The organism is Enterobacter sp. V87_3 (genome assembly GCF_029967835.1).
Taxonomy (GTDB): domain Bacteria; phylum Pseudomonadota; class Gammaproteobacteria; order Enterobacterales; family Enterobacteriaceae; genus Enterobacter; species Enterobacter cancerogenus.
Genome location: NZ_JASCAM010000018.1, coordinates 1 through 22,516 on the forward strand (window position 1 = coordinate 1; position 22,516 = coordinate 22,516).

Annotated in this window: 22 protein-coding genes; 12 read left to right on the forward strand and 10 right to left on the reverse strand. The window is 55.9% G+C overall.

The features are described from left to right. Positions 1-237 precede the first annotated feature (237 nt). Complete coding sequence (gene rsmC, locus QLG21_RS08335; protein WP_006174071.1) at positions 238-1,266, reverse strand: 16S rRNA (guanine(1207)-N(2))-methyltransferase RsmC; 1,029 nt, start codon at positions 1,264-1,266, stop codon at positions 238-240. 102 nt (positions 1,267-1,368) lie between these two features. Between rsmC and QLG21_RS08340 the strand changes: the two genes are divergently transcribed. From QLG21_RS08340 to QLG21_RS08375, 8 genes are all read left to right on the forward strand, one after another. Next, the gene (locus tag QLG21_RS08340) at positions 1,369-1,806 is read left to right on the forward strand and encodes a DNA polymerase III subunit psi (RefSeq protein WP_006174069.1); all 438 of its coding nucleotides are present in this window, start codon (positions 1,369-1,371) and stop codon (positions 1,804-1,806) included. Further along, positions 1,751-2,194: a ribosomal protein S18-alanine N-acetyltransferase gene (rimI, locus tag QLG21_RS08345; RefSeq protein WP_006174067.1), complete on the forward strand. Its 444-nt coding sequence runs from the start codon at positions 1,751-1,753 to the stop codon at positions 2,192-2,194. Before QLG21_RS08340 ends, rimI begins: the two co-directional genes overlap by 56 nt. 19 nt (positions 2,195-2,213) lie before the next feature. After that, complete coding sequence (yjjG, locus tag QLG21_RS08350) at positions 2,214-2,891, forward strand: pyrimidine 5'-nucleotidase (RefSeq protein ID WP_220711034.1); 678 nt, start codon at positions 2,214-2,216, stop codon at positions 2,889-2,891. Between the two features lie 92 nt (positions 2,892-2,983). Further along, positions 2,984-4,573, forward strand: a complete 1,590-nt coding sequence (gene prfC, locus QLG21_RS08355) for a peptide chain release factor 3 (RefSeq protein ID WP_006174064.1) — start codon at positions 2,984-2,986, stop codon at positions 4,571-4,573. 304 nt (positions 4,574-4,877) lie between these two features. Next, complete coding sequence (gene osmY / locus QLG21_RS08360; RefSeq protein WP_006174062.1) at positions 4,878-5,495, forward strand: molecular chaperone OsmY; 618 nt, start codon at positions 4,878-4,880, stop codon at positions 5,493-5,495. A gap of 126 nt (positions 5,496-5,621) precedes the next feature. After that, entirely contained in the window at positions 5,622-5,783 is a 162-nt protein-coding gene (locus tag QLG21_RS08365; RefSeq protein WP_003856556.1) for a DUF1328 domain-containing protein, read from the forward strand. Between the two features lie 123 nt (positions 5,784-5,906). Continuing rightward, complete coding sequence (locus QLG21_RS08370) at positions 5,907-6,959, forward strand: patatin family protein (protein WP_042319323.1); 1,053 nt, start codon at positions 5,907-5,909, stop codon at positions 6,957-6,959. Continuing rightward, positions 6,956-7,738, forward strand: coding sequence for a TatD family hydrolase (locus QLG21_RS08375; protein WP_102891470.1), 783 nt, complete (start codon positions 6,956-6,958; stop codon positions 7,736-7,738). The genes QLG21_RS08370 and QLG21_RS08375 overlap by 4 nt, the downstream gene beginning before the upstream one ends. Here the strand turns inward: QLG21_RS08375 and QLG21_RS08380 are convergent. Then, the gene (locus QLG21_RS08380; RefSeq protein ID WP_042319321.1) at positions 7,733-8,593 is read right to left on the reverse strand and encodes a YjjW family glycine radical enzyme activase; all 861 of its coding nucleotides are present in this window, start codon (positions 8,591-8,593) and stop codon (positions 7,733-7,735) included. The genes QLG21_RS08375 and QLG21_RS08380 overlap by 6 nt on opposite strands. Beyond that, the gene (locus QLG21_RS08385; RefSeq protein ID WP_282484207.1) at positions 8,568-10,115 is read right to left on the reverse strand and encodes a YjjI family glycine radical enzyme; all 1,548 of its coding nucleotides are present in this window, start codon (positions 10,113-10,115) and stop codon (positions 8,568-8,570) included. Before QLG21_RS08385 ends, QLG21_RS08380 begins: the two co-directional genes overlap by 26 nt. A gap of 262 nt (positions 10,116-10,377) precedes the next feature. On the opposite strand from QLG21_RS08385, the gene deoC reads away from it, so the two are divergent. The 4 genes from deoC (at position 10,378) to deoD (ending at position 14,715) form a co-directional block, all read left to right on the forward strand. Beyond that, positions 10,378-11,157 carry a deoxyribose-phosphate aldolase gene (deoC, locus tag QLG21_RS08390; RefSeq protein ID WP_042319318.1) on the forward strand — a complete coding sequence of 260 codons (780 nt, stop codon included), beginning with the start codon at positions 10,378-10,380 and terminating at the stop codon, positions 11,155-11,157. Positions 11,158-11,266: 109 nt separating this feature from the next. Beyond that, on the forward strand, positions 11,267-12,589 hold the full coding sequence (gene deoA / locus QLG21_RS08395) for a thymidine phosphorylase (protein WP_042319315.1): 1,323 nt from the start codon (positions 11,267-11,269) through the stop codon (positions 12,587-12,589). A 52-nt stretch (positions 12,590-12,641) separates the two neighbouring features. Next, positions 12,642-13,865, forward strand: coding sequence for a phosphopentomutase (gene deoB / locus QLG21_RS08400; protein ID WP_282484208.1), 1,224 nt, complete (start codon positions 12,642-12,644; stop codon positions 13,863-13,865). 130 nt (positions 13,866-13,995) lie between these two features. Next, positions 13,996-14,715 carry a purine-nucleoside phosphorylase gene (deoD, locus tag QLG21_RS08405; protein ID WP_006174049.1) on the forward strand — a complete coding sequence of 240 codons (720 nt, stop codon included), beginning with the start codon at positions 13,996-13,998 and terminating at the stop codon, positions 14,713-14,715. Positions 14,716-14,756: 41 nt separating this feature from the next. Here the strand turns inward: deoD and QLG21_RS08410 are convergent, their stop codons facing one another. From QLG21_RS08410 to QLG21_RS08440, 7 genes are all read right to left on the reverse strand, one after another. Continuing rightward, the gene (locus QLG21_RS08410; RefSeq protein WP_282484209.1) at positions 14,757-15,461 is read right to left on the reverse strand and encodes a DUF1120 domain-containing protein; all 705 of its coding nucleotides are present in this window, start codon (positions 15,459-15,461) and stop codon (positions 14,757-14,759) included. A gap of 130 nt (positions 15,462-15,591) precedes the next feature. After that, entirely contained in the window at positions 15,592-18,012 is a 2,421-nt protein-coding gene (locus QLG21_RS08415; RefSeq protein ID WP_282484210.1) for a fimbrial biogenesis usher protein, read from the reverse strand. Between the two features lie 17 nt (positions 18,013-18,029). After that, a complete protein-coding gene (locus QLG21_RS08420) occupies positions 18,030-18,719 on the reverse strand; it encodes a fimbria/pilus chaperone family protein (protein ID WP_102891465.1) in 690 nt (229 codons plus the stop codon). A 71-nt stretch (positions 18,720-18,790) separates the two neighbouring features. Continuing rightward, a complete protein-coding gene (locus QLG21_RS08425; RefSeq protein WP_282484211.1) occupies positions 18,791-19,507 on the reverse strand; it encodes a DUF1120 domain-containing protein in 717 nt (238 codons plus the stop codon). 238 nt (positions 19,508-19,745) lie between these two features. Further along, positions 19,746-20,456, reverse strand: coding sequence for a DUF1120 domain-containing protein (locus tag QLG21_RS08430; protein ID WP_282484212.1), 711 nt, complete (start codon positions 20,454-20,456; stop codon positions 19,746-19,748). A 261-nt stretch (positions 20,457-20,717) separates the two neighbouring features. Beyond that, positions 20,718-21,398, reverse strand: coding sequence for a DUF1120 domain-containing protein (locus QLG21_RS08435; protein WP_282484213.1), 681 nt, complete (start codon positions 21,396-21,398; stop codon positions 20,718-20,720). Between the two features lie 389 nt (positions 21,399-21,787). Then, positions 21,788-22,474, reverse strand: coding sequence for a DUF1120 domain-containing protein (locus tag QLG21_RS08440; RefSeq protein ID WP_282484214.1), 687 nt, complete (start codon positions 22,472-22,474; stop codon positions 21,788-21,790). Positions 22,475-22,516 lie beyond the last annotated feature (42 nt).

Below are 22,516 nucleotides of genomic sequence, written 5' to 3' on the forward strand. Positions count from 1 at the left end.
CGTAAGGACACTAACACCTGAAGCTAGCGCGTCTACCAATTCCGCCACCTTCGCATACCATCGATACTGTAAAAGTATCGTAACCACGGAGGCGCATTCTAGATGTTTTCAGCTTTACGTCAACAGAAAAGTGCGGGGGATGCCTCGATTGATGCAAAAATGGTCGACGGGTGGGCCAGGTAGAGAGGGCGTAGGGCCGGAGAGCGCTTGCGCGTATCCGGCCTACAGGTTTGACGATTACTTTTTAGCCTGACGCGTCATCACGGTGCGATACACCTTGAAGCGGCCGGTCTGGGCAATCACTTCGTGGAAACCAAAGGTTTCGTCCAGCACTTTCGGGTAGGCCAGGAAGGCGTTCGCCACGATACGAAGCTCGCCACCGCTGTTAAGATGACGGACGGCACCGCGGATAAGCGCTTGCGCGGCCTCCAGGCTGGTTTCCATCCCGTCGTGGAACGGCGGATTCGAGATAATCATGTCAAAACGGCCGGTCACGTCAGAGAAGACGTTGCTGGCGATGACCTCACCTTCAAACCCGTTTGCCGCAAGCGTTGCGCGGCTGGCTTCTACCGCCGGGGCGCTCACGTCACACAGTGTTAAACGCACTTTCGGCGAGTGGCTGGCGAGCACGGTTGCCAGCACGCCTGCGCCACAGCCGACATCCAGTACTTTGCCCTTGGTGTGTGGCGTCAGGGTGGATAACAGCAGCTTACTGCCGACATCCAGATAATCGCGGCTGAACACGCCCGGCAGGGTTTTGATGGTCAGATCGTCTAACTGATATTCGTCCCAGAATTGCTCTGCATCGAAGGCAGGCTGTTTTTCAAGACGCCCGTGATACAGGCCACAGCGACGGGCGCTGTCGACTTTGTTCAGTGGCGCGAACTCTTCAAGCATCTGCTCCGCGCTGCGCACGCCGCTGCGGTTCTCGCCGACCACGAAAATATCGCAGCCGACCGGCAGCAGGGAGAGCAGGTTCATCAGCTGGAACTGGGCTTCCGGCTTGTTCTTCGGCCAGTAGTAAATCAGCGTGTCGCAGTCGGCAACATCGCCTGGCTCCGCCACCAGGCTAAAACGCGCGCGCTCGCCCATCTGGCGGCTCAGCACCTGCCAGTGGTGGTAATACTGGGTGTGGGCACGGCTTTCAGCACAGTCGAAACGCGCAGGCAGGTCATCCTGCATATCTCCGGCAAACAGAATACGGCTTTGTTCGAAATCATCACTGTGACGCAGCAAGACTTCACTTGCCGGGGTAAATGCAGACATGAATTGTTCCTCAATAAACTCAGGCGGGGATTATAGTCGGTAGATGGCGTAGTTTCGACACATTTGCTATATTTGCGCGCCTGAGAGACAGGAGTTTTCGCTATGACATCCCGACGAGACTGGCAGTTGCAGCAGCTGGGTATTACCCAGTGGGCTTTGCGTCGCCCGACGGCGTTGCAGGGTGAAATCGCTATCTCCATCCCCGCGCACGTTCGCCTGGTGATGGTGGGGGAGGAGCTGCCTGCCCTGAATGAAATCCTGATTGGCGATGTCCTTCGTAGCCTGAAGCTGACGCCGGATCAGGTATTACAGCTGACACCAGAACGGGTCGCGATGCTTCCACCGGACAGCCGCTGCAATAGCTGGCGGATGGGCGACGTCGACGAAATATCCCTTGAGGGAGGCCAGATTTGCTCACCTGCGCTGGAAGAACTCAAAGCCAACCCAAAAGCGCGCAGCGCGCTATGGCAACAAATCTGTGAATATGAACACAATTTCTTCCCTCACGACGGCCGATCTGACGACGGCGTTCGCGATTGAAACCCGCGCCCATGCTTTTCCGTGGAGCGAAAAAACGTTCGCCAGCAATCAGGGCGAACGGTACCTGAATCTGCGCCTGGACGTTGATGGCACCCTCGCCGCGTTTGCCATCACGCAGGTGGTTCTCGATGAGGCCACGCTGTTTAACATTGCGGTTGACCCTGCCTATCAGCGCCGCGGGCTGGGAAGAGAACTGCTGGAGCACCTCATTCGCGAGCTTGAAACCCGCGACGTGTTCACCCTGTGGCTGGAAGTGCGTGCCTCGAACGTCGCCGCCATCGCGCTCTATGAAAGCTTAGGCTTTAACGAGGCGACAATCCGCCGTAACTACTACCCCACCGCAGAGGGACGTGAAGACGCCATTATTATGGCTCTGCCGCTTGGATAACTAAAATAAGGTTGTAACGATGAAATGGGACTGGATTTTCTTTGATGCCGACGAAACGCTGTTTACGTTTGACTCGTTCGGTGGCCTACAGCGGATGTTTATGGACTATAGCGTCACCTTCACCGCTGAAGATTTTCAGGACTATCAGGCGGTGAACAAACCGCTGTGGGTGGATTACCAGAACGGTGCCATCACGGCGTTACAGCTTCAGCATCAGCGCTTTGACGTCTGGGCCGAACGGTTAAAGGTCAGCCCTGGGCTACTCAATGAGGCTTTCCTGAATGCCATGGCGGAGATCTGCGCGCCTCTGCCGGGCGCGGTGTCCCTGCTGGATTCCCTGAAAGGCAAAGCGAAGCTCGGGATCATCACCAACGGTTTTACCGCGTTGCAGCAGATACGCCTGGAACGCACCGGCCTGCGCGATCATTTCGACGCGCTGGTGATCTCAGAAGAGGTCGGCTACCCGAAACCCGACCCGCGTATTTTTGACTATGCGCTGGCCCAGGCCGGCAACCCTGACCGCAATCGCGTGCTGATGGTGGGGGATACCGCCGAATCGGATATCTTAGGCGGCATGAACGCCGGGATCGCTACCGTCTGGCTGAACGCGCATGGCCGCACAACCCCGGAAGGCATTACGCCAACCTGGACCGTCACGTCATTGAACGAACTGGAGCAGCTCCTGTGTAAACAATGATTGCCTGCCCCCTATTGATGGGTAAAATAGCCGCATTTCCCGTATTCCATGATGCGCGGCGTCGTGCCGCGCCTACATAAGAAGAATTGACTATGACGTTGTCTCCTTATCTGCAGGAGGTGGCCAAGCGCCGCACTTTTGCCATTATCTCTCACCCGGATGCCGGTAAAACGACCATCACCGAAAAGGTGTTGCTGTTCGGACAGGCGATCCAGACCGCCGGTACCGTTAAAGGCCGTGGTTCCAGCCAGCATGCGAAATCTGACTGGATGGAGATGGAAAAACAGCGTGGTATCTCCATTACCACCTCTGTGATGCAGTTCCCGTATCACGACTGCCTGGTGAACCTGCTGGACACCCCAGGGCACGAAGACTTCTCCGAAGATACTTACCGTACCCTGACGGCGGTGGACTGCTGCCTGATGGTTATCGATGCCGCAAAAGGGGTTGAAGATCGTACCCGTAAGCTGATGGAAGTTACGCGTCTGCGTGACACGCCGATCCTCACCTTCATGAACAAACTCGACCGCGACATCCGTGATCCGATGGAAGTGATGGATGAAGTCGAGAGCGAGCTGAAGATCGCCTGTGCGCCGATCACCTGGCCGATTGGCTGCGGCAAGCTGTTCAAGGGCGTTTACCATCTTTATAAAGATGAAACCTATCTCTATCAGACCGGTAAAGGCCACACCATTCAGGAAGTGCGCGTGGTGAAAGGCCTGGATAACCCGGAGCTGGACGCTGCCGTTGGCGAAGAGCTGGCCGCTCAGCTGCGTGACGAGCTGGAGCTGGTGAAAGGCGCATCCCACGAGTTTGACAAAGATCTGTTCCTCGCAGGTGAAATCACGCCGGTATTCTTCGGCACCGCGCTGGGTAACTTCGGCGTTGACCACATGCTCGACGGTCTGGTGGAGTGGGCGCCACGCCCGATGCCGCGTAAAACCGACACCCGCGAAGTGGTCGCTCAGGAAGAGAAATTCACCGGCTTCGTCTTTAAGATCCAGGCCAACATGGATCCGAAACACCGTGACCGCGTGGCCTTTATGCGCGTGGTTTCCGGTAAATACGAAAAAGGCATGAAGCTGCGCCAGGTGCGTATCGGTAAAGACGTGGTGATCTCCGATGCGCTGACCTTTATGGCGGGCGACCGTTCTCACGTTGAAGAAGCCTACCCTGGCGACATCATCGGGCTGCACAACCACGGCACGATTCAGATCGGCGACACCTTTACCCAGGGCGAGATGATGAAGTTTACCGGTATTCCGAACTTCGCCCCTGAGCTGTTCCGCCGTATTCGCCTGCGCGATCCGCTGAAGCAAAAACAGCTGCTGAAAGGCCTGGTCCAGCTTTCCGAAGAGGGCGCAGTGCAGGTGTTCCGCCCGATTGCCAACAACGATCTGATCGTGGGCGCGGTCGGCGTGCTGCAGTTCGACGTGGTCGTTGCGCGTCTGAAAAGCGAGTACAACGTCGAAGCGATTTACGAATCGGTGAACGTTGCCACGGCGCGCTGGGTTGAGTGTTCTGACGTGAAAAAATTCGAAGAATTTAAGCGTAAGAACGAGGTCCAGCTGGCGCTGGATGGTGGCGATAATCTGACCTATATCGCCCCAACCATGGTTAACCTCAACCTGACGCAGGAACGTTATCCTGACGTGCAGTTCCGTAAAACCCGCGAGCATTAATCCTCTCTCAGAGCACGGCATACGCCGTGCTCTTCGCTTTTTCCTGCCTTATTTCTCCCGTGCGGAATGTTCTTAATTCATTGCATTTTCTCGCTATTCGCTCGTTTTTTATTCATTTCTGAAAGCGCACCTGAAATTGTGATCTATATTTAATTCAGTGTTTAGCACCGGGCGTGGATGAATTAACTGTTCAATGCATGACGATGGGTTCTCCACTTAGCCCGTGTGTTTTTACGCAAAATTTAAAACGAGTAATAAAGGACGTTTGACGCCCAAATAATGGGCAAAACACAGGAATACATCGATGAATATGACAAGACTGAAGATTTCTAAAACTCTGCTGGCTGTGACATTGGGTAGCGTCCTGGTAAGTGGTTCTGCACTGGCAGAAAACACCACCATGGATAAAGCGCAGTCCACTGCTGATACCGCAGGGGATAAAATCGATAGCTCTATGAATAAAGTCGGTAATTTCATGGACGACAGCTCGATCACAGCAAAAGTGAAAGCCGCGCTGGTGGACGATGAAGCCATCAAGAGCACCGACATCTCTGTAAAAACGGATAAGAAAGTTGTCACCCTGAGTGGCTTTGTAGAAAGCCAGGCCCAGGCCGAACAGGCTGTAAAAGTGGCGAAGGGTGTTGAAGGCGTGACCTCCGTTAGCGATAAGCTGCACGTCCGTGACAGCAAAAACGCGTCGGTAAAAGGTTATGCCGGTGACGCAGCAACCACCAGTGAAATCAAAGCTAAACTGTTAGCGGATGACATCGTGCCATCCCGTAAGGTGAAAGTTGAAACGACCGATGGCGTCGTCCAGCTCTCCGGTACGGTTGATTCACAGGCACAGAGTGACCGTGCCGAAAGCATCGCGAAAGCGATCGATGGTGTGAAAAGCGTTAAAAACGATCTGAAAACGAAGTAATCGACATAATTCGCCCTAACGGCTGAGGCCTGCGGGCGAAATAAGAACGACACTGGAAGAACGCCGGTGAGACGCCTGAGCGCTCACATATCGCGGCAGACATTAACTATGGTAAAGGAGAGGCTTATGTTTCGTTGGGGCATTATATTTCTGGTTATCGCGTTAATTGCCGCCGCATTGGGCTTTGGTGGACTGGCGGGTACAGCGGCATGGGCAGCTAAAATTGTCTTCGTCGTCGGTATCATCCTGTTTCTGGTCAGCCTGTTTACGGGTCGACGCCGTCCTTAGCAGACTGCTTACTGAGAACAACCCTGCAAAGCCAGTCCCTGTGACTGGCTTTTTCTCGTTTGAGTATCAGAGGGAATGTGCGCTACTGTGTCTGAACTGAATAATGAAAACAGGAAAGCAGAGGTGGGACAGCGAATTCCCGTTACGCTCGGTAATATTGCGCCGCTGGCGTTAAAACCGTTTCGTGCAGGCCAGCTTGCGCTGGTTTGTGAAGGAGGTGGACAGCGCGGCATTTTTACGGCCGGTGTGCTGGACGAGTTTATGCGCGCGCAATTCAACCCCTTCGACCTCTACTTTGGCACCTCGGCCGGGGCGCAGAACCTTTCTGCGTATGTCTGTAACCAGCCGGGCTATGCGCGCAAAGTGATCATGCGCTACACCACCTCGAAAGAATTTTTCAACCCGGTGCGCTTCGTGCGCGGCGGAAACCTGATCGATCTCGACTGGCTGCTGGAGTCTACCGCCAGCCAGATGCCGCTGGCGATGGATAACGCCGCGCGCCTGTTTGATAGCGGAAAAGCATTCTGGATGTGTGCCAGCCGCGGTGATGACTACTCCCCGGGGTACTTCTCCCCGCAGAAAGAGAACTGGCTGGACATCATTCGCGCCTCGAGCGCCATTCCCGGCTTCTACCGCACCGGTGCGCTGCTGGACGGCGTGAACTACCTTGACGGCGGCATCAGCGATGCGGTGCCGGTTCAGGAGGCCGCGCGGCGTGGCGCGAAAACCATCGTGGTGATCCGCACGGTTCCCTCACAAATGTATTACACCCCGCAGTGGTTTAAGCGCATGGAGCGCTGGCTGGGCGACAGTAGCCTGCAGCCGCTGGTGAATATCGCGAAGCTCCATGAATCAACCTATGGTGCCATGCAGCGTTTTATCGAAAAGCCGCCGGGCAAGCTGCGGATCTTTGAAATTTATCCCCCCCGGCCGCTGGTGAGCATGGCGCTGGGCAGCCGCCTGCCGGCCCTGCGCATGGATTACAAAACCGGGCGGCTGTGCGGGCGCTATTTCCTGGCGACGGTCGGGAAAATGCTGATGGAGCAACCCCCGATTCTGCGGCATAAGCCGATTATCACCCCGCCTGCCGTCGTCGCCAATGATGCTCTGGTGACGCCGCTGGTCGATGCGCCGCAGGCCAATGACGCCCTGTTAGATAACGAGGATCTGGCGTGACGCACCGCTTTATCGACACCCACTGTCACTTTGATTTTCCGCCGTTTACCGGCGACGAGACGCACAGTATTGCCCGCGCGGCTCAGGCTGGCGTCGGGGCGATTATCGTGCCGGCGATCGAAGCGGCTTATTTTGACCGGGTGCTTGAACTTGCCCGGCAACATGACGCGCTGTATGCCGCGCTGGGCCTGCATCCTATCGTCATCGAGCATCATCTTGATGAGCACATTGACCAGCTCGATACCGTTTTGGGCAGGGGAAATGACCGGCTGGTGGCCATTGGCGAGATCGGCCTCGATCTCTATCGCGAAGATCCGCACTTTGCGCGCCAGCAAGCGATCCTCGACGCGCAGCTTCGGCTCGCGAAGCGCCACGATCTGCCGGTGATCCTCCACTCGCGACGCACCCACGATAAGCTGGCGATGCACCTGAAACGCATGGATCTTCCGCGCACCGGGGTGGTTCATGGATTTTCCGGCAGCCTGCAGCAGGCGCAGCGTTTTATCGCGCTGGGCTACAAAATCGGCGTTGGCGGGACCATTACCTATCCGCGCGCCAGCAAAACCCGCGACGTCATGGCCCGGTTGCCGCTCGACTCGCTGCTGCTGGAAACGGATGCGCCCGATATGCCGCTCAATGGATTTCAGGGGCAGCCTAACCGCCCGGAGCAGGCGGCGCGCGTTTTCGCTACGCTCTGTGAACTGCGCGATGAGCCTGAAGAGATTATCGCTCAGGCGTTGCTCGATAATACCCGCGCCGTTTTTGGCATCACGCTATAGATAGCGCGCCGGGCGGATAACGGTAATCTGCCGTTTTTCCAGGGCCACGGCCAGCGGCTCGACGTCCTCCGGCGTGGCGCTGCGCCATGACGCCGCCTCTCCATACACGCCGTGCGCATGAAACGCGTTGATGCGTACCGGAATATTCCCCAGCTGGCGAATAAATGCCGACAGCGGGGTGAGATGCGCCAGATAATCACAGCGATCGGGGATCAACAGCAGCCGCAGTTCGGCCAGACGGTGATGATCCGCCAGCCAGCGAATGCTCTGTTTGATCTGCGGATTGTCGCGCCCGGTCAAAAAGCGGTGGTGCTCGTTGCCCCAGGCTTTTAAATCCACCATAGCGCCATCGAAAACCGGCAACAGCTTTTGCCAGCCAGTTTCGCTTAGCAGGCCGTTGCTGTCCACCAGGCAGGTTAAGTGGCGCAGCGCGGGATCGGCCTTGATCGCTGAGAACAGGGCGATCAAAAACGGTAGCTGAGTTGTCGCTTCACCCCCGCTGACGGTGATCCCCTCAATAAACGGTGCGGCTTTGCGGATCTGCGCGAGGATCTCCTCCACGCTGTAGCGCTGCGCCATCGGTGTGGCCTGCTGCTGGCACAGGTGCAGGCAGGTATCGCACTGCTGACAGTGGCTTTCCTGCCACCAGACGCGGCCCGCCTGAATATTCAGCGCATCGTGCGGACAGTGGGGAACGCAGTCGCCGCAGTCGTTGCAGCGCCCGATAGTCCATGGGTTGTGGCAGGTTTTGCAGCGCAGGTTACAGCCCTGCAGGAACAGCGCCAGGCGGCTCCCCGGCCCGTCCACGCAGGAGAAGGGGATAATCTGACTAACTAAAGCGCATCTGCTGTTCATGGCTAATTACGCGTGGCTGACGTTCAAGGATTCGGGTGTTGCGCGCGGCCTCCTCACCCAGCCATGTGGTGTTGGTGCGCGATCCGGCTTCGCGGTACTTCTCCAGATCAGACAGCCGCACCATATAGCCAGTGACGCGCACCAGATCGTTTCCCGCCACGTTAGCGGTGAACTCACGCATACCGGCCCTGAATGCCCCGAGACAAAGTTGCACCACCGCCTGTGGATTGGCTTTTACGGTCTCGTCCAGGGTGAGGATGTCGCTGATGCCGGAGTGGTAATAACGGTGGTGCGGGGCGACGGCCAGCAGATGGCCGATCGGATCGGGCTCGTCGCCGTAAGGGAGACGTGCCCCCGGCGTAGTGCCCGTATCGGAGCTGATCCCCGACTGCGCGTGGAGCATCGCCCGCTGCTTCCAGCCGTGCTTCACCGGCGTGTTTTCAACGAACGTCGCCAGCTGTTCGCTGATGCGATACCCCAGCGCGTTGGCCTCATCATCCTTACCGTAGCGACCCGTCTTCCCTTCTTTCTCGCAGAGCGCGTTAACGGCTTCTGCCAGGCCGTACATGCCAAACATCGGCACAAAACGCCCGGCATCAATCAGCCCCTCCTGGACGAGGAAGCTATTCTCAAAGAAGCCGGACTGTTCATACAAGAAATCGCAGCGCGCATCGATGATGGCAATCTGTAGCTGGCAGTAGTGCGGCAGCTGGCGGGTGAAGAAATCGTCCAGCGAGTCGCTACGTTCGGCAATGGCTTTCAGATTGAGGCGCACCAGCGTGCTGCCGCCGCCCGCCAGCGGTAGAGAGTTGTAACAGCTCACCACGCCATAGCGGCCTTTTGTGAAAATTTTATCATTCAGCGGGCCATTGGAAATATGCGGCTTACTGCATTCACAGATATTTTTCGCCACGCTCAGCAGCAGATCGTCAGGGGTGACGTCGGGGTCGTAGATAAAGGTCAGGTTTGGTGCAACCTGCTTCAACTCCGCATCGGCACGCAGAATGGCGCGGGTGATGGGGCTATCTGCCGGGCCAATGTTTGCATGCATAAAGGCGTCGGGCAGGGTTCTGTCGAGGTAGCGCCAGAAACGTTTTATTCGGCTATCGATTTCATCCTGTGTTAGAATTTTAACATAGGGATCGAGTAGGGCATCAAGCTGGCCCAGATAGACCGGCATCGATGTCACGGACGGAACATGGTGATAGAGAATGGTAAGCAGCGAGAGGGCATCATCCAGATCGTTTACCCCTTCCAGCTCCAGCCAGTCAGAACCGTTCGCCAGGAATTTTGCGTAGTCCGGCAGCACGTAGCGCGGTTTGTAAGGGGCGTGTCCCTCGAACATATCGCAGATAACGCCCTCGTCCAGCGCGGCGCGGGCCGCCGAAGGAAGCGCCGGGTAGGGCAGATTGTTCTCCGCTTCCAGCGCCAGAAAATGCCGTTTTTGCTCCGGTGTTAACGTCGGGCTGGTCACAATGTGCTGGCTACGCTGTTGCAGGGCGTCGGGGCGAGAGGAGGACATAGGCGCTTCCTTGAGTCATCGGTGAATGATGACGAAATTGTAGAAAGGCGTCCCGCCGGGGCTTTTGATCCCACAGGGGTGATCGCTGATTTAACCCGCGGTTGGCCTGCTAAAATTTGATGTTGATCTCATTACAGTAATGCAAATTTGTACGCAGTTTTCATTAACTGTGATGAATGTCGAAGTGTGAATGCGGGTGAATGTTAGAATACTCACAGACCCGCAAGGTAAAATTGATACGGCGATGCCGTTGGAGAATGTTATGACCGATTTAACTGCAAGCAGCCTGCGCGCGTTGAAACTGATGGACCTGACCACCCTGAACGATGACGACACCAATGAAAAAGTCATCGCCCTGTGCCATCAGGCGAAAACGCCCGTCGGTAACACCGCTGCCATCTGTATCTACCCGCGCTTTATCCCGATTGCCCGCAAAACGCTGAAAGAGCAGGGCACGCCGGACGTGCGTATTGCAACCGTGACTAACTTCCCGCACGGCAACGACGATATCGAGATTGCGCTGGCAGAAACCCGCGCGGCGATTGCTTACGGTGCGGATGAAGTGGACGTGGTCTTCCCGTATCGCGCGCTGATTGCCGGCAACGAGCAGGTGGGTTTTGACCTGGTGAAAGCCTGTAAAGACGCCTGTGCCGCGGCAAATGTGTTGCTTAAAGTGATCATCGAAACCGGCGAACTGAAAGAAGAAGCCCTGATCCGTAAAGCGTCTGAAATCGCGATCAATGCGGGTGCAGATTTCATCAAAACCTCTACCGGTAAAGTGCCTGTAAACGCCACGCCGGAAAGCGCGCGCATCATGATGGAAGTCATTCGTGATATGGGCGTCTCCAAAACCGTGGGCTTTAAACCGGCCGGTGGCGTGCGTACCGCAGAAGACGCGCAGCAGTTCCTGGCGATTGCCGACGAACTGTTTGGCGCAGAGTGGGCGGATTCCCGTCACTACCGTTTCGGCGCATCCAGCCTGCTGGCAAGCCTGCTGAAAGCGCTGGGTCACGGCGACGGTAAGAGCGCAAGCAGCTACTGATTGCCCGCTAATGCCGGATGACGCTTCGCTTATCCGGCCTACAGGATCGTAGGGCGGGTCAGCGTAGCGCCACCCGCCACAACTCCCCCGATTCCGCATGGAGGTTACCGTGTTTCTCGCACAAGAAATTATTCGTAAAAAACGTGATGGTCATGCATTAAGCGACGAAGAGATCCGCTTTTTCATCAATGGCATTCGTGATAACACCGTCTCAGAAGGGCAGATTGCTGCGCTGGCGATGACCATCTTCTTCCACGATATGTCGATGCCTGAGCGCGTGTCGCTGACCATGGCGATGCGAGATTCAGGAACCGTCCTTGACTGGAAAAGCCTTAACCTTAACGGCCCGATCGTCGATAAACACTCCACCGGCGGCGTGGGTGACGTCACCTCGCTGATGCTTGGCCCGATGGTGGCGGCCTGCGGCGGTTACATCCCGATGATCTCCGGGCGCGGCCTGGGCCATACCGGCGGCACGCTCGACAAACTGGAAGCCATTCCGGGCTTCGATATCTTCCCGGATGACGCCCGCTTCCGCGACATTATCAAAGACGTTGGTGTGGCGATTATCGGCCAGACCAGCTCCCTGGCACCGGCAGACAAGCGTTTCTACGCGACCCGCGACATCACCGCTACCGTGGACTCCATTCCGCTGATCACCGCCTCTATTCTGGCGAAAAAGCTGGCGGAAGGGCTGGATGCGCTGGTGATGGACGTGAAGGTGGGCAGCGGCGCGTTTATGCCGACCTATGAACTTTCTGAAGCGCTTGCTGAAGCGATCGTTGGCGTCTCCAACGGCGCAGGCGTGCGCACCACCGCACTGCTGACCGACATGAATCAGGTGCTGGCTTCCAGCGCCGGTAACGCAGTAGAAGTGCGTGAAGCCGTACAGTTCCTGACAGGTGAATATCGCAACCCGCGTCTGCTCGACGTGACCATGGCGCTGTGCGTTGAGATGCTGATCTCAGGCAAGCTTGCCAAAGACGATGCAGAGGCGCGAGCGAAGCTGCAGGCGGTGCTGGACAACGGCAAAGCGGCGGAGATCTTTGGCCGCATGGTTGCCGCGCAAAAAGGCCCGACCGACTTCGTGGAAAACTACGCGAAATACCTGCCTACCGCGACCTTAACCAAAGCGGTGTATGCCGATACCGAAGGGTTTGTTTCGGCGATGGACACCCGCGCGCTTGGCATGGCGGTGGTGTCAATGGGCGGCGGACGTCGTCAGGCATCGGACACCATTGATTACAGCGTCGGTTTCACCGACATGGCCCGCCTGGGCGACAGCGTGGACGGACAGCGTCCGCTGGCGGTGATCCATGCGAAAGACGAAGCCAGCTGGCAGGATGCGGCGAAGGCGGTGAAAGCGGCAATTAAGCTTGACGATAAAGCACCGGAAAGCACACCGACGGTCTATCGTCGTATCACCGAATAGCGGTATACTGATCTGATCAATCATTTTTAAGCACTACGTACGGAGAACAATTATGAAACGTGCATTTATTATGGTGCTGGACTCATTCGGCATCGGCGCAACCGAAGATGCAGAACGATTTGGTGACGTGGGTTCCGATACCATGGGTCACATCGCGGAAGCCTGCGCCAAAGGCGAAGCGGACAACGGTCGTAAAGGCCCTCTGACTCTGCCAAACCTGACCCGTCTGGGTCTGGTGAAAGCGCATGAAGGTTCTACCGGTAAGATCGCAGCCGGTATGGACGGTGATGCGGAAGTGGTGGGCGCTTATGCCTGGGCGCACGAGCTCTCTTCCGGTAAAGATACCCCGTCAGGCCACTGGGAAATTGCCGGTGTGCCGGTTCTGTTCGACTGGGGCTATTTCTCCCATCACGAAAACAGCTTCCCGCAGGAGCTGCTGGACACGTTGGTTAAGCGTGCCAACCTGCCGGGCTATCTCGGCAACTGCCACTCTTCCGGTACCGTGATCCTGGACCAGCTTGGCGAAGAGCACATGAAAACCGGCAAACCGATTTTCTATACCTCCGCTGACTCCGTGTTCCAGATTGCCTGCCACGAAGAGACGTTTGGCCTGGATAAACTTTACGAGCTGTGCGAAATCGCGCGTGAAGAGCTGACCGAAGGCGGCTACAACATTGGCCGCGTGATCGCGCGTCCGTTTATCGGCGACAAAGCGGGTAACTTCCAGCGTACCGGCAACCGTCACGATCTGGCCGTTGAGCCACCGGCACCCACCGTGCTGCAAAAACTGGTCGACGAGAAAGACGGCAAGGTGGTTTCCGTTGGTAAAATCGCAGATATCTACGCGAACTGCGGTATCACTAAAAAAGTGAAAGCTACCGGTCTGGACGCGCTGTTTGACGCCACCATCAAAGAGATGAAAGAGGCGGGCGATAAGACGATCGTCTTTACCAACTTCGTGGACTTCGACTCCTCCTGGGGCCACCGCCGTGACGTGGCGGGCTATGCTGCCGGTCTGGAGCTGTTCGACCGCCGTCTGCCGGAGCTGATGGAGCTGGTGGGTGAAGATGACATTCTGATCCTGACCGCGGACCACGGCTGCGACCCAACCTGGACCGGCACCGACCACACCCGCGAGCACATTCCGGTGCTGGTGTACGGCCCGAAAGTGAAACCAGGCTCGCTGGGTCACCGTGAAACCTTTGCGGATATCGGCCAGACCATCGCGAAATACTTTGGTACGTCCGACATGGAATATGGCAAGGCCATGTTCTGATGTGACTGGGGGGCGGCCTGATGCCCTCACCCCGGCCCTCTTCCATCGGGAGAGGGAGTACACCAGAATGTAGGCCGGGTAAGGCGCAGCCGCCACCCGGCCAAAACAACAATGTAAAAGGAACTGAAAGATGGCAACTCCTCACATTAATGCAGAAATGGGTGATTTCGCTGACGTCGTGTTGATGCCGGGCGACCCGCTGCGCGCTAAGCACATTGCAGAAACCTTCCTCGAAGACGTGCGTGAAGTGAACAACGTTCGCGGCATGCTGGGCTTCACCGGTACCTACAAGGGCCGCAAAATTTCCGTGATGGGTCACGGCATGGGTATCCCATCCTGCTCCATCTACACCAAAGAGCTGATCACCGATTTCGGCGTGAAGAAAATCATTCGCGTGGGTTCCTGCGGCGCGGTGCGCATGGACGTTAAACTGCGCGATATCGTGATTGGTATGGGTGCCTGCACCGATTCTAAAGTGAACCGTATTCGTTTTAAGGATCACGACTTTGCCGCCATCGCTGACTTCGACATGGTGCGTAACGCGGTAGACGCGGCGAAAAACCTGGGCGTGGATGCGCGCGTGGGCAACATCTTCTCTGCTGACCTGTTCTACTCTCCGGACGGCGAAATGTTCGACGTGATGGAGAAGTACGGCATTCTGGGCGTGGAAATGGAAGCAGCGGGCATTTACGGCGTCGCGGCTGAGTTTGGTGCGAAAGCGCTGACCATCTGCACCGTGTCCGACCACATCCGCACCCACGAGCAGACCACTGCCGCGGAGCGTCAGACCACCTTTAACGACATGATCAAAATCGCGCTGGAATCCGTTCTGCTGGGCGATAAAGAGTAATGTTGTCTGCCGGGCGGCCTTCGCTGCCCGGCATCGTTTTCTTACAGATACACCACGCTAATGGTCGCCTGACCATCAAACTCCGTCGCTTCCGTCAGCGCCAGCTTCTTCAGACTTTCTACCGCAAGCGAGACGTTCAGCGGGAAAGAGACGCGCGTTACGGCCATCGGATCGGTTTTACCGGCGGGGGCCACGCTCATCAGGCTCATGTCTTTATTCGCCAGTGTGCCGCCCGTGGCTTTCTGCCAGCGGGTCACGCCGTTGCCCGCCGCCAGCGCGGTGCGAATCGGCTCAACGTTCCCGCCGTTCGCCGTGACCTCGCCAGTGCTGGCATAGATGGAGTACGCGCCAATATTCTTGCCGTCGTGCGTTTTACCCAGCCCGAAGGTTGACGCGGAGCCGCGCAGCGCAGCGCCGTTATCGGTGGCATTCATCACTTTGAAGTTTGAATTGCTGCCGGTGCTGGCGTTGGAATCCGTACGGTTATCTGCAATGCTCCAGCCCACTTTGGTTGGCGTAGGGCAGGTGATGGTCAGCGTCAGACCCTTCTCACCTAGCTGCGTGCTTTCGGTTTGCGAAAGATCGCCTACCTGCACTGCGCCAAAATCAACGATGCCGTTATTGCTCAGCTCCGGCGTGCAGGAGTTGCTTGAAAGAGAGGCTTTCACTTTCAGCACCGCGGTATCGCCCGCAAAGGCGCTGGCCGATGCCAGTGCCAGTGCGACGACAAGTACGCTTTTTTTCATGGTTTTTCCTTAACATAGAGATAAAGGGGTGACATTGTCCGGAGTACGTTCCTTGAATGTTCACGGTCGTTTTTTTTCTGATTATTCACGCCAGCGTTAGGCTGACGCGTGAATGCGCGTTGCGGCAGGTTCACTTGCACACTCCCTGCGCTTTTTCGTAATAGGCTTCTTTGTTTTTTTCTTCGCTCAGCGCGTAGTGGATCTGGCAGATCCTCACCCTGCTGTCGTCCACCACGAATAACTCTGGTGAATCTGTCGCATCGGGAATAAATACGCTGCCGTTATCCATTACGCTGACAATATAGTTACTGTCTTTATCCACCACGCTGAGCCCCCGGGTCAGCCATTCGCCGTTCGGCTTTTTCACGTCAAGCATGACGCGACGGGTTTGCAGAACGCGGAAGTCGACCTGCGAAAACGAGCCGTAGGCGGCGGAGAGGGTCTGTATGCCGTTGGATAAATCCATCCCCTGAGGGAGGGAGTTGGCGTTGATGACGATCTGGGATTTTTGCCATTCGCGCAGGCCCGGCACCACGGCCTGGCCCCAGCGATCGGTCCAGACGGTGCCGTCCGGCGTGCTTAGCTCAATGCCGCTTTCCGGTTCGCTCAGACGGGCAATGCCAAAGGTTTCCTTAACGGGATAAGGCGAGAAGGTGACCCCGTGGCGGTGCAGCGCAATGCCGCCCATCAGCGAGGCGCTGTAGTTGCGCCGATCCCCGTCGTCCATCCCTGCCGCCAGGCCAAGCTGGGTATAGTGCAGATTGGCGTTCAGGTTGCCGTCAAAGGCGTTGCTCTTATCCTGATTGTCCCGATCGGCAGAGAGGTTGTAGCTGAGGTTTTGCCCGATTGAACCGCTGTCCTGCAGGCCAAAATTCTGTTTATTACCCTGGCTGCGCATGTAGGTGCTGATACGCTCCGTGCCGAACGGCACCGCCAGGTTGACGTAAAACAGATCGTCATTATTTTGGCCGCTGCCCTCGGAATTGTTGCTGCCGCTGCTCATGGCGTGCTGCCAGTTGACGGACACGGAAGCATGGCCGAGCGTTTTCCCCCACGCGGCCATCAGATAGCGGGAGTCGCCGCTTTCTTTATCCCCGGCGTTTTCGCTGTACTGCAGTGAGAACGTCCCGAGCAGCGCATTGTTCCAGTTGAGGCTGGCGTTCCACGCGTTCTGGTAGCCCTCGGATTCGTCGTCCATCGCTTCGGTCATTTCCCGAAAACCGGCGCTGTAGCCCGAGGCGGTAAGGCCCAGCGTGAGCTGACCCGGCAGCATCAGCGTATTTTGCAGCTCGGCTTTGGTGCCGTTTTGTTCCGCGTGAAAGCGCGCGGCGCTGACCATTACGCTCGGGGTGATCATCCACTTTTCGTTAACCGCCCACTCAAGCTGCGCGCCGGCTGCCTGATATTTTTCGGCAAGCACGCCCGCCGTCACGCCCGTTAAGTCTTCTGTCAGGCGCGTGCCGTTGGAGATATTCATCACCCACGGCGAACCGTTATCGTCGCCCCCGTCACGTACTTGCCCGACGGAGAAGCTCAGTCCCTCGGCGCGCGTCGTGCCGCTGATATTGAGCGACGAGGAGGGCACCGTGAAGCGGGTGGAGGAGCCATCGGTTTCCACCACGCTGATGTCGAGGTCGACGTTGCCGCGCACCACCGGCACGTCGGGCAAGGTGAACGGCCCGGCGTTGACCAGCGTGGAGTAGATAACCTGCCCGGCCTGTCTCACCTCCACGCGCGCCTGGTTGCTGTGGGCGATGCCCGTGATGGTGGTCGCCGGAATATTGGGCTGCAAACCCGTTTCCGGCAGGAACTGGATGCCGTTAATTTGTGCGCCGCTGAACAGTGACGAGGTGGCGTTGATCTGGCCCACCTGCGCGCGAAGCTTACGTTCTTCAAAAACGTGCTCGGCGTAGGTGTAGAGATTCTCAACGCTGCGGGTGCCGTTATCGTCCGTCAGGATCGTGCTGCTGCGCACCGTCCAGTTCGCCACGTTAAGCCCGGTGCCGATATTGCCCTGGGAAAACGTGCTGCTGCCGCTGCCGCCAAACACGTTGTAGTTGCTGAACGCGTTGTAGTTGATCAGCCCCGCCACGCCGCCGTGCTCGTAGTATTTTGCGGCGTAGAACCCGTTATCCATCGCCTCGGCGGGGACGAAAATCTCTAACGACTCTTTGTTAGGCAACGGGGTGACGGTCGCCGTGGGGTAGTCCCGCACCAGTTCGTGGCAGGTCTCTTTTTCTGAGATATTCAGGGGAAGCAATCCCGCGGCGCGCGTGAAATCGTCATCCACGCAAAGCTGGCCCTCTTCGCCAATACGTACGGCGAGCGTGCCTTTGTCCACGCCGTTGATCCTGACCTGTACCGCATGCTGACCGGGCAGATAACGCTGCGCCCCGGAAAAATAGTGCGCAAGGTTGGTGCTGATCCCTCGCGTCGCCAGAATATCGGTATTGAAATCCAGGTCGGCTGCGCCCGCGGTGCAGGGAGGCAGCAACACGGCCGCCGCAACGGCGGGGCCAAAGGCATACTTACGCAAAGGGAGATCACTCACCAGACGGTCTCCACCCTTTAGCGCGTTACAGGGGCGGTATAGCTTTCGACTTCGATACCGTAACGGCTGGCAGGCTCGATCTGCACTGCGTTATCGCTACCGTTCAGCGGCGCGTTGGTCTCCACCTTCATGGTTTCACCCGGCAAGATAAAGGTCTTATTCAGCGTACCGGCAGTGTTAGACGGCAGCAGCGTCACGGCCGTGGAGAAACGCACCACGTAAGGCGAGCTGTTCTGCACCTGAAGCACGTTCGACTTAACGGACCAGGTCAGCAGCTTCCAGGCGTCGGTAACAACCGGGAGATTTTTAGGGTGGATCAAGACCGGCAGATCCTGGCGCAGGTTGATCCCGACGGTGATGTTCTTGTCGCTGCTTTTCGGCGGAATACCTTCAAATACCACGCGCTTGTAGTGTTCGACGGTAAGCGGTTTATCCGATTCGAGGATAAAGCGCACCTGCTGTTCCTGGCCTGGTTCAAGGCGGACAACGGGCTGGGTGACGTTAAGCTTCACCCCGTCATTGCCTTCAATGTCCCGGATGGAGGTGTAGAGCAACGTGGGGATTTTGTCGGTGTTTTTGACGTTCATCACGCCGCCGTGGTTGGCTTCGTCAATCATCAGGAGCGTGGTTTCCGGCACCATGCCGGCAGCAAACAGGGTGGACGGCAAAGCGAGTAATAACGGCGCGTATTTCAGGAGTGTGTACATGGTGTTTCGGCTTCGTGAGAGGGAGACAAAACACTCCCCATCAGCATGGGGAGTGTTAAACGCGTTAAGGCTTACAGATAAACCAGGGTGATGGTGGACTGGCCGTCCAGCTCGGTTTTATCGGTCAGGGTCAGGTTTTTGCTTGGCGCAATGGCGAGGGCGATCTTCAGCGGGAAGGTCGCCGTGGTGAACGCCAGCGGCGCACGCTGGCCGGTTTTGGACACGGTCATCACGTCGGTGCCGTCATTCATGATGTAACCGGTGTTCCACATGTTGATCCAGCTTCTGCTGCTGATGGTGCCGCCGTTGTACATGGTGCTGGCAATAGGCTGAACGGCTGCGCCGTCTGCGGTGACCGCGCTCAGGTTGGTGGAAACAGCGTAGCCGCCGATGTTCTGGCCAGCGCTGGTTTTACCTACGCCGTTCAGCTGATAGGCGCCGGACGCTCTGGTGCCGTCATTGCCCGCATTGTCGACGTAAAACTCGGTGGAGGAGAGCGTTTTACCCGCGTTGGTGTCTGCGCGGTCATCGTGGAAGGTCCAGCCCACACGGGTGGCAGACTGGCACTTGATGGACAGCGTCACGTCCTTATGGCCCGCCTGGTAAGGCACGGCGGAGGACAGAGAATCCAGACCGATTTCGCCAAAGTTAGCCAGGCCGCCGTTGCTTAATTCCGGCACGCAGCCTGCGGTGGTCAGCGAACCCTGAATTTTCAGGGTGGCGGTAGGTTCAGCGCAAACAGCCGTTGCTGCCATGGTTAATACCGTGGCGAGAAGCACTTTTTTCATTGTTTTTCCTTAACCTTAAAAATGTACACATTCAATAAGAATAATTTTGGGTGCTAAATGACTTGCTTATTACATCGCGTTTGTCTAAAAGCTCGCCGATTCTATTAATGATTCGACTAATTCAATACTTAGAATTTCTAACGTCACTATTGAGTAAGGTTCAATATTAAATACACGTCAGGAAGAAATACGTGAGGAAATAGCGGCGAGGTAATTCGCCGCTGAATAATTAAAGCTGTTACAGATAAACCAGAGTAATCGTTGTTTCACCGCTGAGCTGTGTTTCTTCCGTAGTGGTCAGGCGATCGGTATTCACAACGGCCAGAGAAACCTTGAACGGGAAGACGACGTTAGTAATGGCCAGCGGTGTGGTTTTACCCGGTGAGGTTGCGGTCATAATTTCCGCATTACCGTTGGCGATAAGACCTGTCGTCAGGTTACGCCACATGTATTCCCCTTTGCTGTTGGTAAATGCCGGAGCATAGATCGCTTGAGCCGGTACGCCGTTGGCGGTGATATCGTTAACGCGCGTCGCAATCGCGTATGCACCAATTTTTTCACCCACTGACGTAAAGCCCACGCCGTAAGTGGTGCCCGCGCCCCAGACGTCGTTGCCGTTGTCTGCGCCATCGCAGATATAGAACTGGCTGGAGGTCAGATCGTTCGCGGCGTTTGAATCTTCTTTGTTATCCGCAATGCTCCACGCCACGCGGGTCGCGGCCGGGCAATTGATGGTCAGCGACATGTCTTTCTGACCCATCTGGTTAACAACGTTAGGCGACAGCTGGTCCAGCGCAATGGTGCCGAAGTCGATTGAGCCACCGTTGCTCAGTTCTGGCGTGCAGGAGGCGTGATTCATTTTGCCCTTCACCTTCATGACAACGGAGGCGTCTGCCAGTGCAGCCGTGGAAGTGGCCGCAATCAGAGTGGCGAGAAGAAGTTTTTTCATTGTTTTTCCTTAACCAAAAAAGAAGAAGTGTTTTAAATTGTATGAATATTTAACGACTTGCTTAACAAGCGGGAAGATTTTATTAACGGTTACAGTAATATAGATATTTATGAATTCTAATCTGTAAATTGAGTATTTTTAATGACTGTAAATACAAGCTTGAATGTATTTACATTGTTTGCGTGGTGGAGAGGAAATAAAAAACCGGCGATACAGAGATCGCCGGTGAAATTAGAACAGTGATGCTAAGTCCGAAAAGACTTACAGATATTTCAGGATAAAGGTTGCCTGCCCGTCAAGCTGGGTGTCATCGGTAATTGCCAGTCGGGTGGTGTTATCGATGGCTGCGGAGACTTTGAACGGGAAAACGGCTTCTGTGAAAGCGTCAGGCGAAGCTTGACCCTGCGTGGCTGTGGAAAGACTCACCATTGTATAATCACGATGATCCACTGTGTAGGAAGCTTGTTGCCAGGTTCCTGAACTATTTGTTTCAATCATCCGAGCTTGATTACCATCCACTGTTGGGACGTGATCTGAAGGGAAATAGAATCCCCAGGTACCAATGCTCACACCACCTGTTGTTTTACCTAAGCCATAAGTATCGGGGTAGGCACCATACCCTGTTATCAACCCTAATTTTACGTTAACGTTACTGGTTGCTGAATCGGCACGATCGTCAACCACGCTCCAGGCGACTTTGGTTGGCGAGGAGCAGGTAATGGTCAGGGAGGCATCGCGATCACCCAACTGGTTAGTCGTGGTAGCGCTCAGTTCACCCAGGTAGACAGTGCCATAGTCAACAATCCCGCCGTTGCTCAGAGTTGGGGTGCAGGAGGCGTTGGTCAGTTTGCCCTGGACCTTAAGCACAGCGGTGTCAGCCGCGTGCGCAGCGGTAACGGACATTGCCATTGAAATGGCCGTCGCCACGAGAAGCTTTTTCATTGTTGTTCCTTAACGAAGAAGAAATTTAAAAAGAGTCCTGTAATCAATATGTTCAGCAAAATCATCCAGATTACTAATAATATTTTATTATGGATAACTTATTAAGATATTTAGATTTTTTTAGGGGCGGGTTTATTGATTCTTAATGAATTTTAGAAGTGAATGCTTTTGGGTTTTTATAGGACATTTATCGGTGATGTGAGCTTTTTTAATTTGTCAGGGTTATTGTTGTCGCTGCATTGTCCTGAGTAAAATACCAATGCTTATAATTTGTCATGTCTGTTTATATTTATCCTGAATAAAACGCTGTTGCTTAGCGAAAAAGGCAGCCCTGCAATCGGGCTGCCAGCGGGGCTGGACTACATCAGAACAGCGACGTCTTAAATGACTTACAGGTATGTCAGGGTAATGGTTGCCTGGCCGTCAAGCTGGGTATCATCGGTAATACCCAGTCGGGCGGTTTTGTCGATGGCTACTGAGGTTTTAAGAGGATAGACGGCCTGAGTGAAGGCCATAGGGTTCGGGTTAGTCGCATCATCCGATATAACAGACATCATCGTATGCTTAGCTGCATTTAATACGGGAAGGGGTGTTGCATTTGTCCAGGCAGGCTGTTGGTCCGACTTCTTAACGGGAATAGCGTGCTCACTATCCGCTGTCACGTTTGCCGCCACAACGTAAAGCGCCCAGTTACCAATGGCGACGCCACCTGTTGTTTTGCCCAGGCCCATCGCCGAACCGTCGGTTGGATAGCTATAATCGCCGAGCACTTTGACGTTAACGTTTGGCGACACGGAGTCGGTGCGATCGTCCGAGATGCTCCAGCCCACTTTGGTTGGTGAGGAGCAGGTAATGGTCAGGGAGGCATCGCGCTCACCCAACTGGTTGGTTGCGGTTGGGCTCAGTTCACCCAGGCGGATCGTGCCATAGTCAACAATCCCGCCGTTGCTCAGAGCTGGGGTGCAGGAGGCGTTGGTCAGTTTGCCCTGGACCTTGAGCACTGCGGTGTCAGCCGCGTGTGCAGCGGTAACGGACATTGCCATTGAAATGGCCGTCGCCACGAGAAGCTTTTTCATTGTTGTTCCTTAACGAAGAAGAAAATTGAAAGGGTCCTGTAA

Bases quoted from the DNA above. Each gene is read 5' to 3' on its own strand.
- QLG21_RS08435 (WP_282484213.1), bottom strand. From the start codon at position 21,398: ATGAAAAAGCTTCTCGTGGCGACGGCCATTTCAATGGCAATGTCCGTT.
- prfC (WP_006174064.1), top strand. From the start codon at position 2,984: ATGACGTTGTCTCCTTATCTGCAGGAGGTGGCCAAGCGCCGCACTTTT.
- QLG21_RS08425 (WP_282484211.1), bottom strand. From the start codon at position 19,507: ATGAAAAAAGTGCTTCTCGCCACGGTATTAACCATGGCAGCAACGGCT.
- QLG21_RS08410 (WP_282484209.1), bottom strand. From the start codon at position 15,461: ATGAAAAAAAGCGTACTTGTCGTCGCACTGGCACTGGCATCGGCCAGC.
- yjjG (WP_220711034.1), top strand. From the start codon at position 2,214: ATGAAATGGGACTGGATTTTCTTTGATGCCGACGAAACGCTGTTTACG.
- deoD (WP_006174049.1), top strand. From the start codon at position 13,996: ATGGCAACTCCTCACATTAATGCAGAAATGGGTGATTTCGCTGACGTC.
- osmY (WP_006174062.1), top strand. From the start codon at position 4,878: ATGAATATGACAAGACTGAAGATTTCTAAAACTCTGCTGGCTGTGACA.
- QLG21_RS08385 (WP_282484207.1), bottom strand. From the start codon at position 10,115: ATGTCCTCCTCTCGCCCCGACGCCCTGCAACAGCGTAGCCAGCACATT.
- rimI (WP_006174067.1), top strand. From the start codon at position 1,751: ATGAACACAATTTCTTCCCTCACGACGGCCGATCTGACGACGGCGTTC.
- QLG21_RS08430 (WP_282484212.1), bottom strand. From the start codon at position 20,456: ATGAAAAAACTTCTTCTCGCCACTCTGATTGCGGCCACTTCCACGGCT.
- rsmC (WP_006174071.1), bottom strand. From the start codon at position 1,266: ATGTCTGCATTTACCCCGGCAAGTGAAGTCTTGCTGCGTCACAGTGAT.
- QLG21_RS08340 (WP_006174069.1), top strand. From the start codon at position 1,369: ATGACATCCCGACGAGACTGGCAGTTGCAGCAGCTGGGTATTACCCAG.
- deoC (WP_042319318.1), top strand. From the start codon at position 10,378: ATGACCGATTTAACTGCAAGCAGCCTGCGCGCGTTGAAACTGATGGAC.
- QLG21_RS08365 (WP_003856556.1), top strand. From the start codon at position 5,622: ATGTTTCGTTGGGGCATTATATTTCTGGTTATCGCGTTAATTGCCGCC.
- QLG21_RS08420 (WP_102891465.1), bottom strand. From the start codon at position 18,719: ATGTACACACTCCTGAAATACGCGCCGTTATTACTCGCTTTGCCGTCC.
- deoB (WP_282484208.1), top strand. From the start codon at position 12,642: ATGAAACGTGCATTTATTATGGTGCTGGACTCATTCGGCATCGGCGCA.
- QLG21_RS08380 (WP_042319321.1), bottom strand. From the start codon at position 8,593: ATGAACAGCAGATGCGCTTTAGTTAGTCAGATTATCCCCTTCTCCTGC.
- QLG21_RS08440 (WP_282484214.1), bottom strand. From the start codon at position 22,474: ATGAAAAAGCTTCTCGTGGCGACGGCCATTTCAATGGCAATGTCCGTT.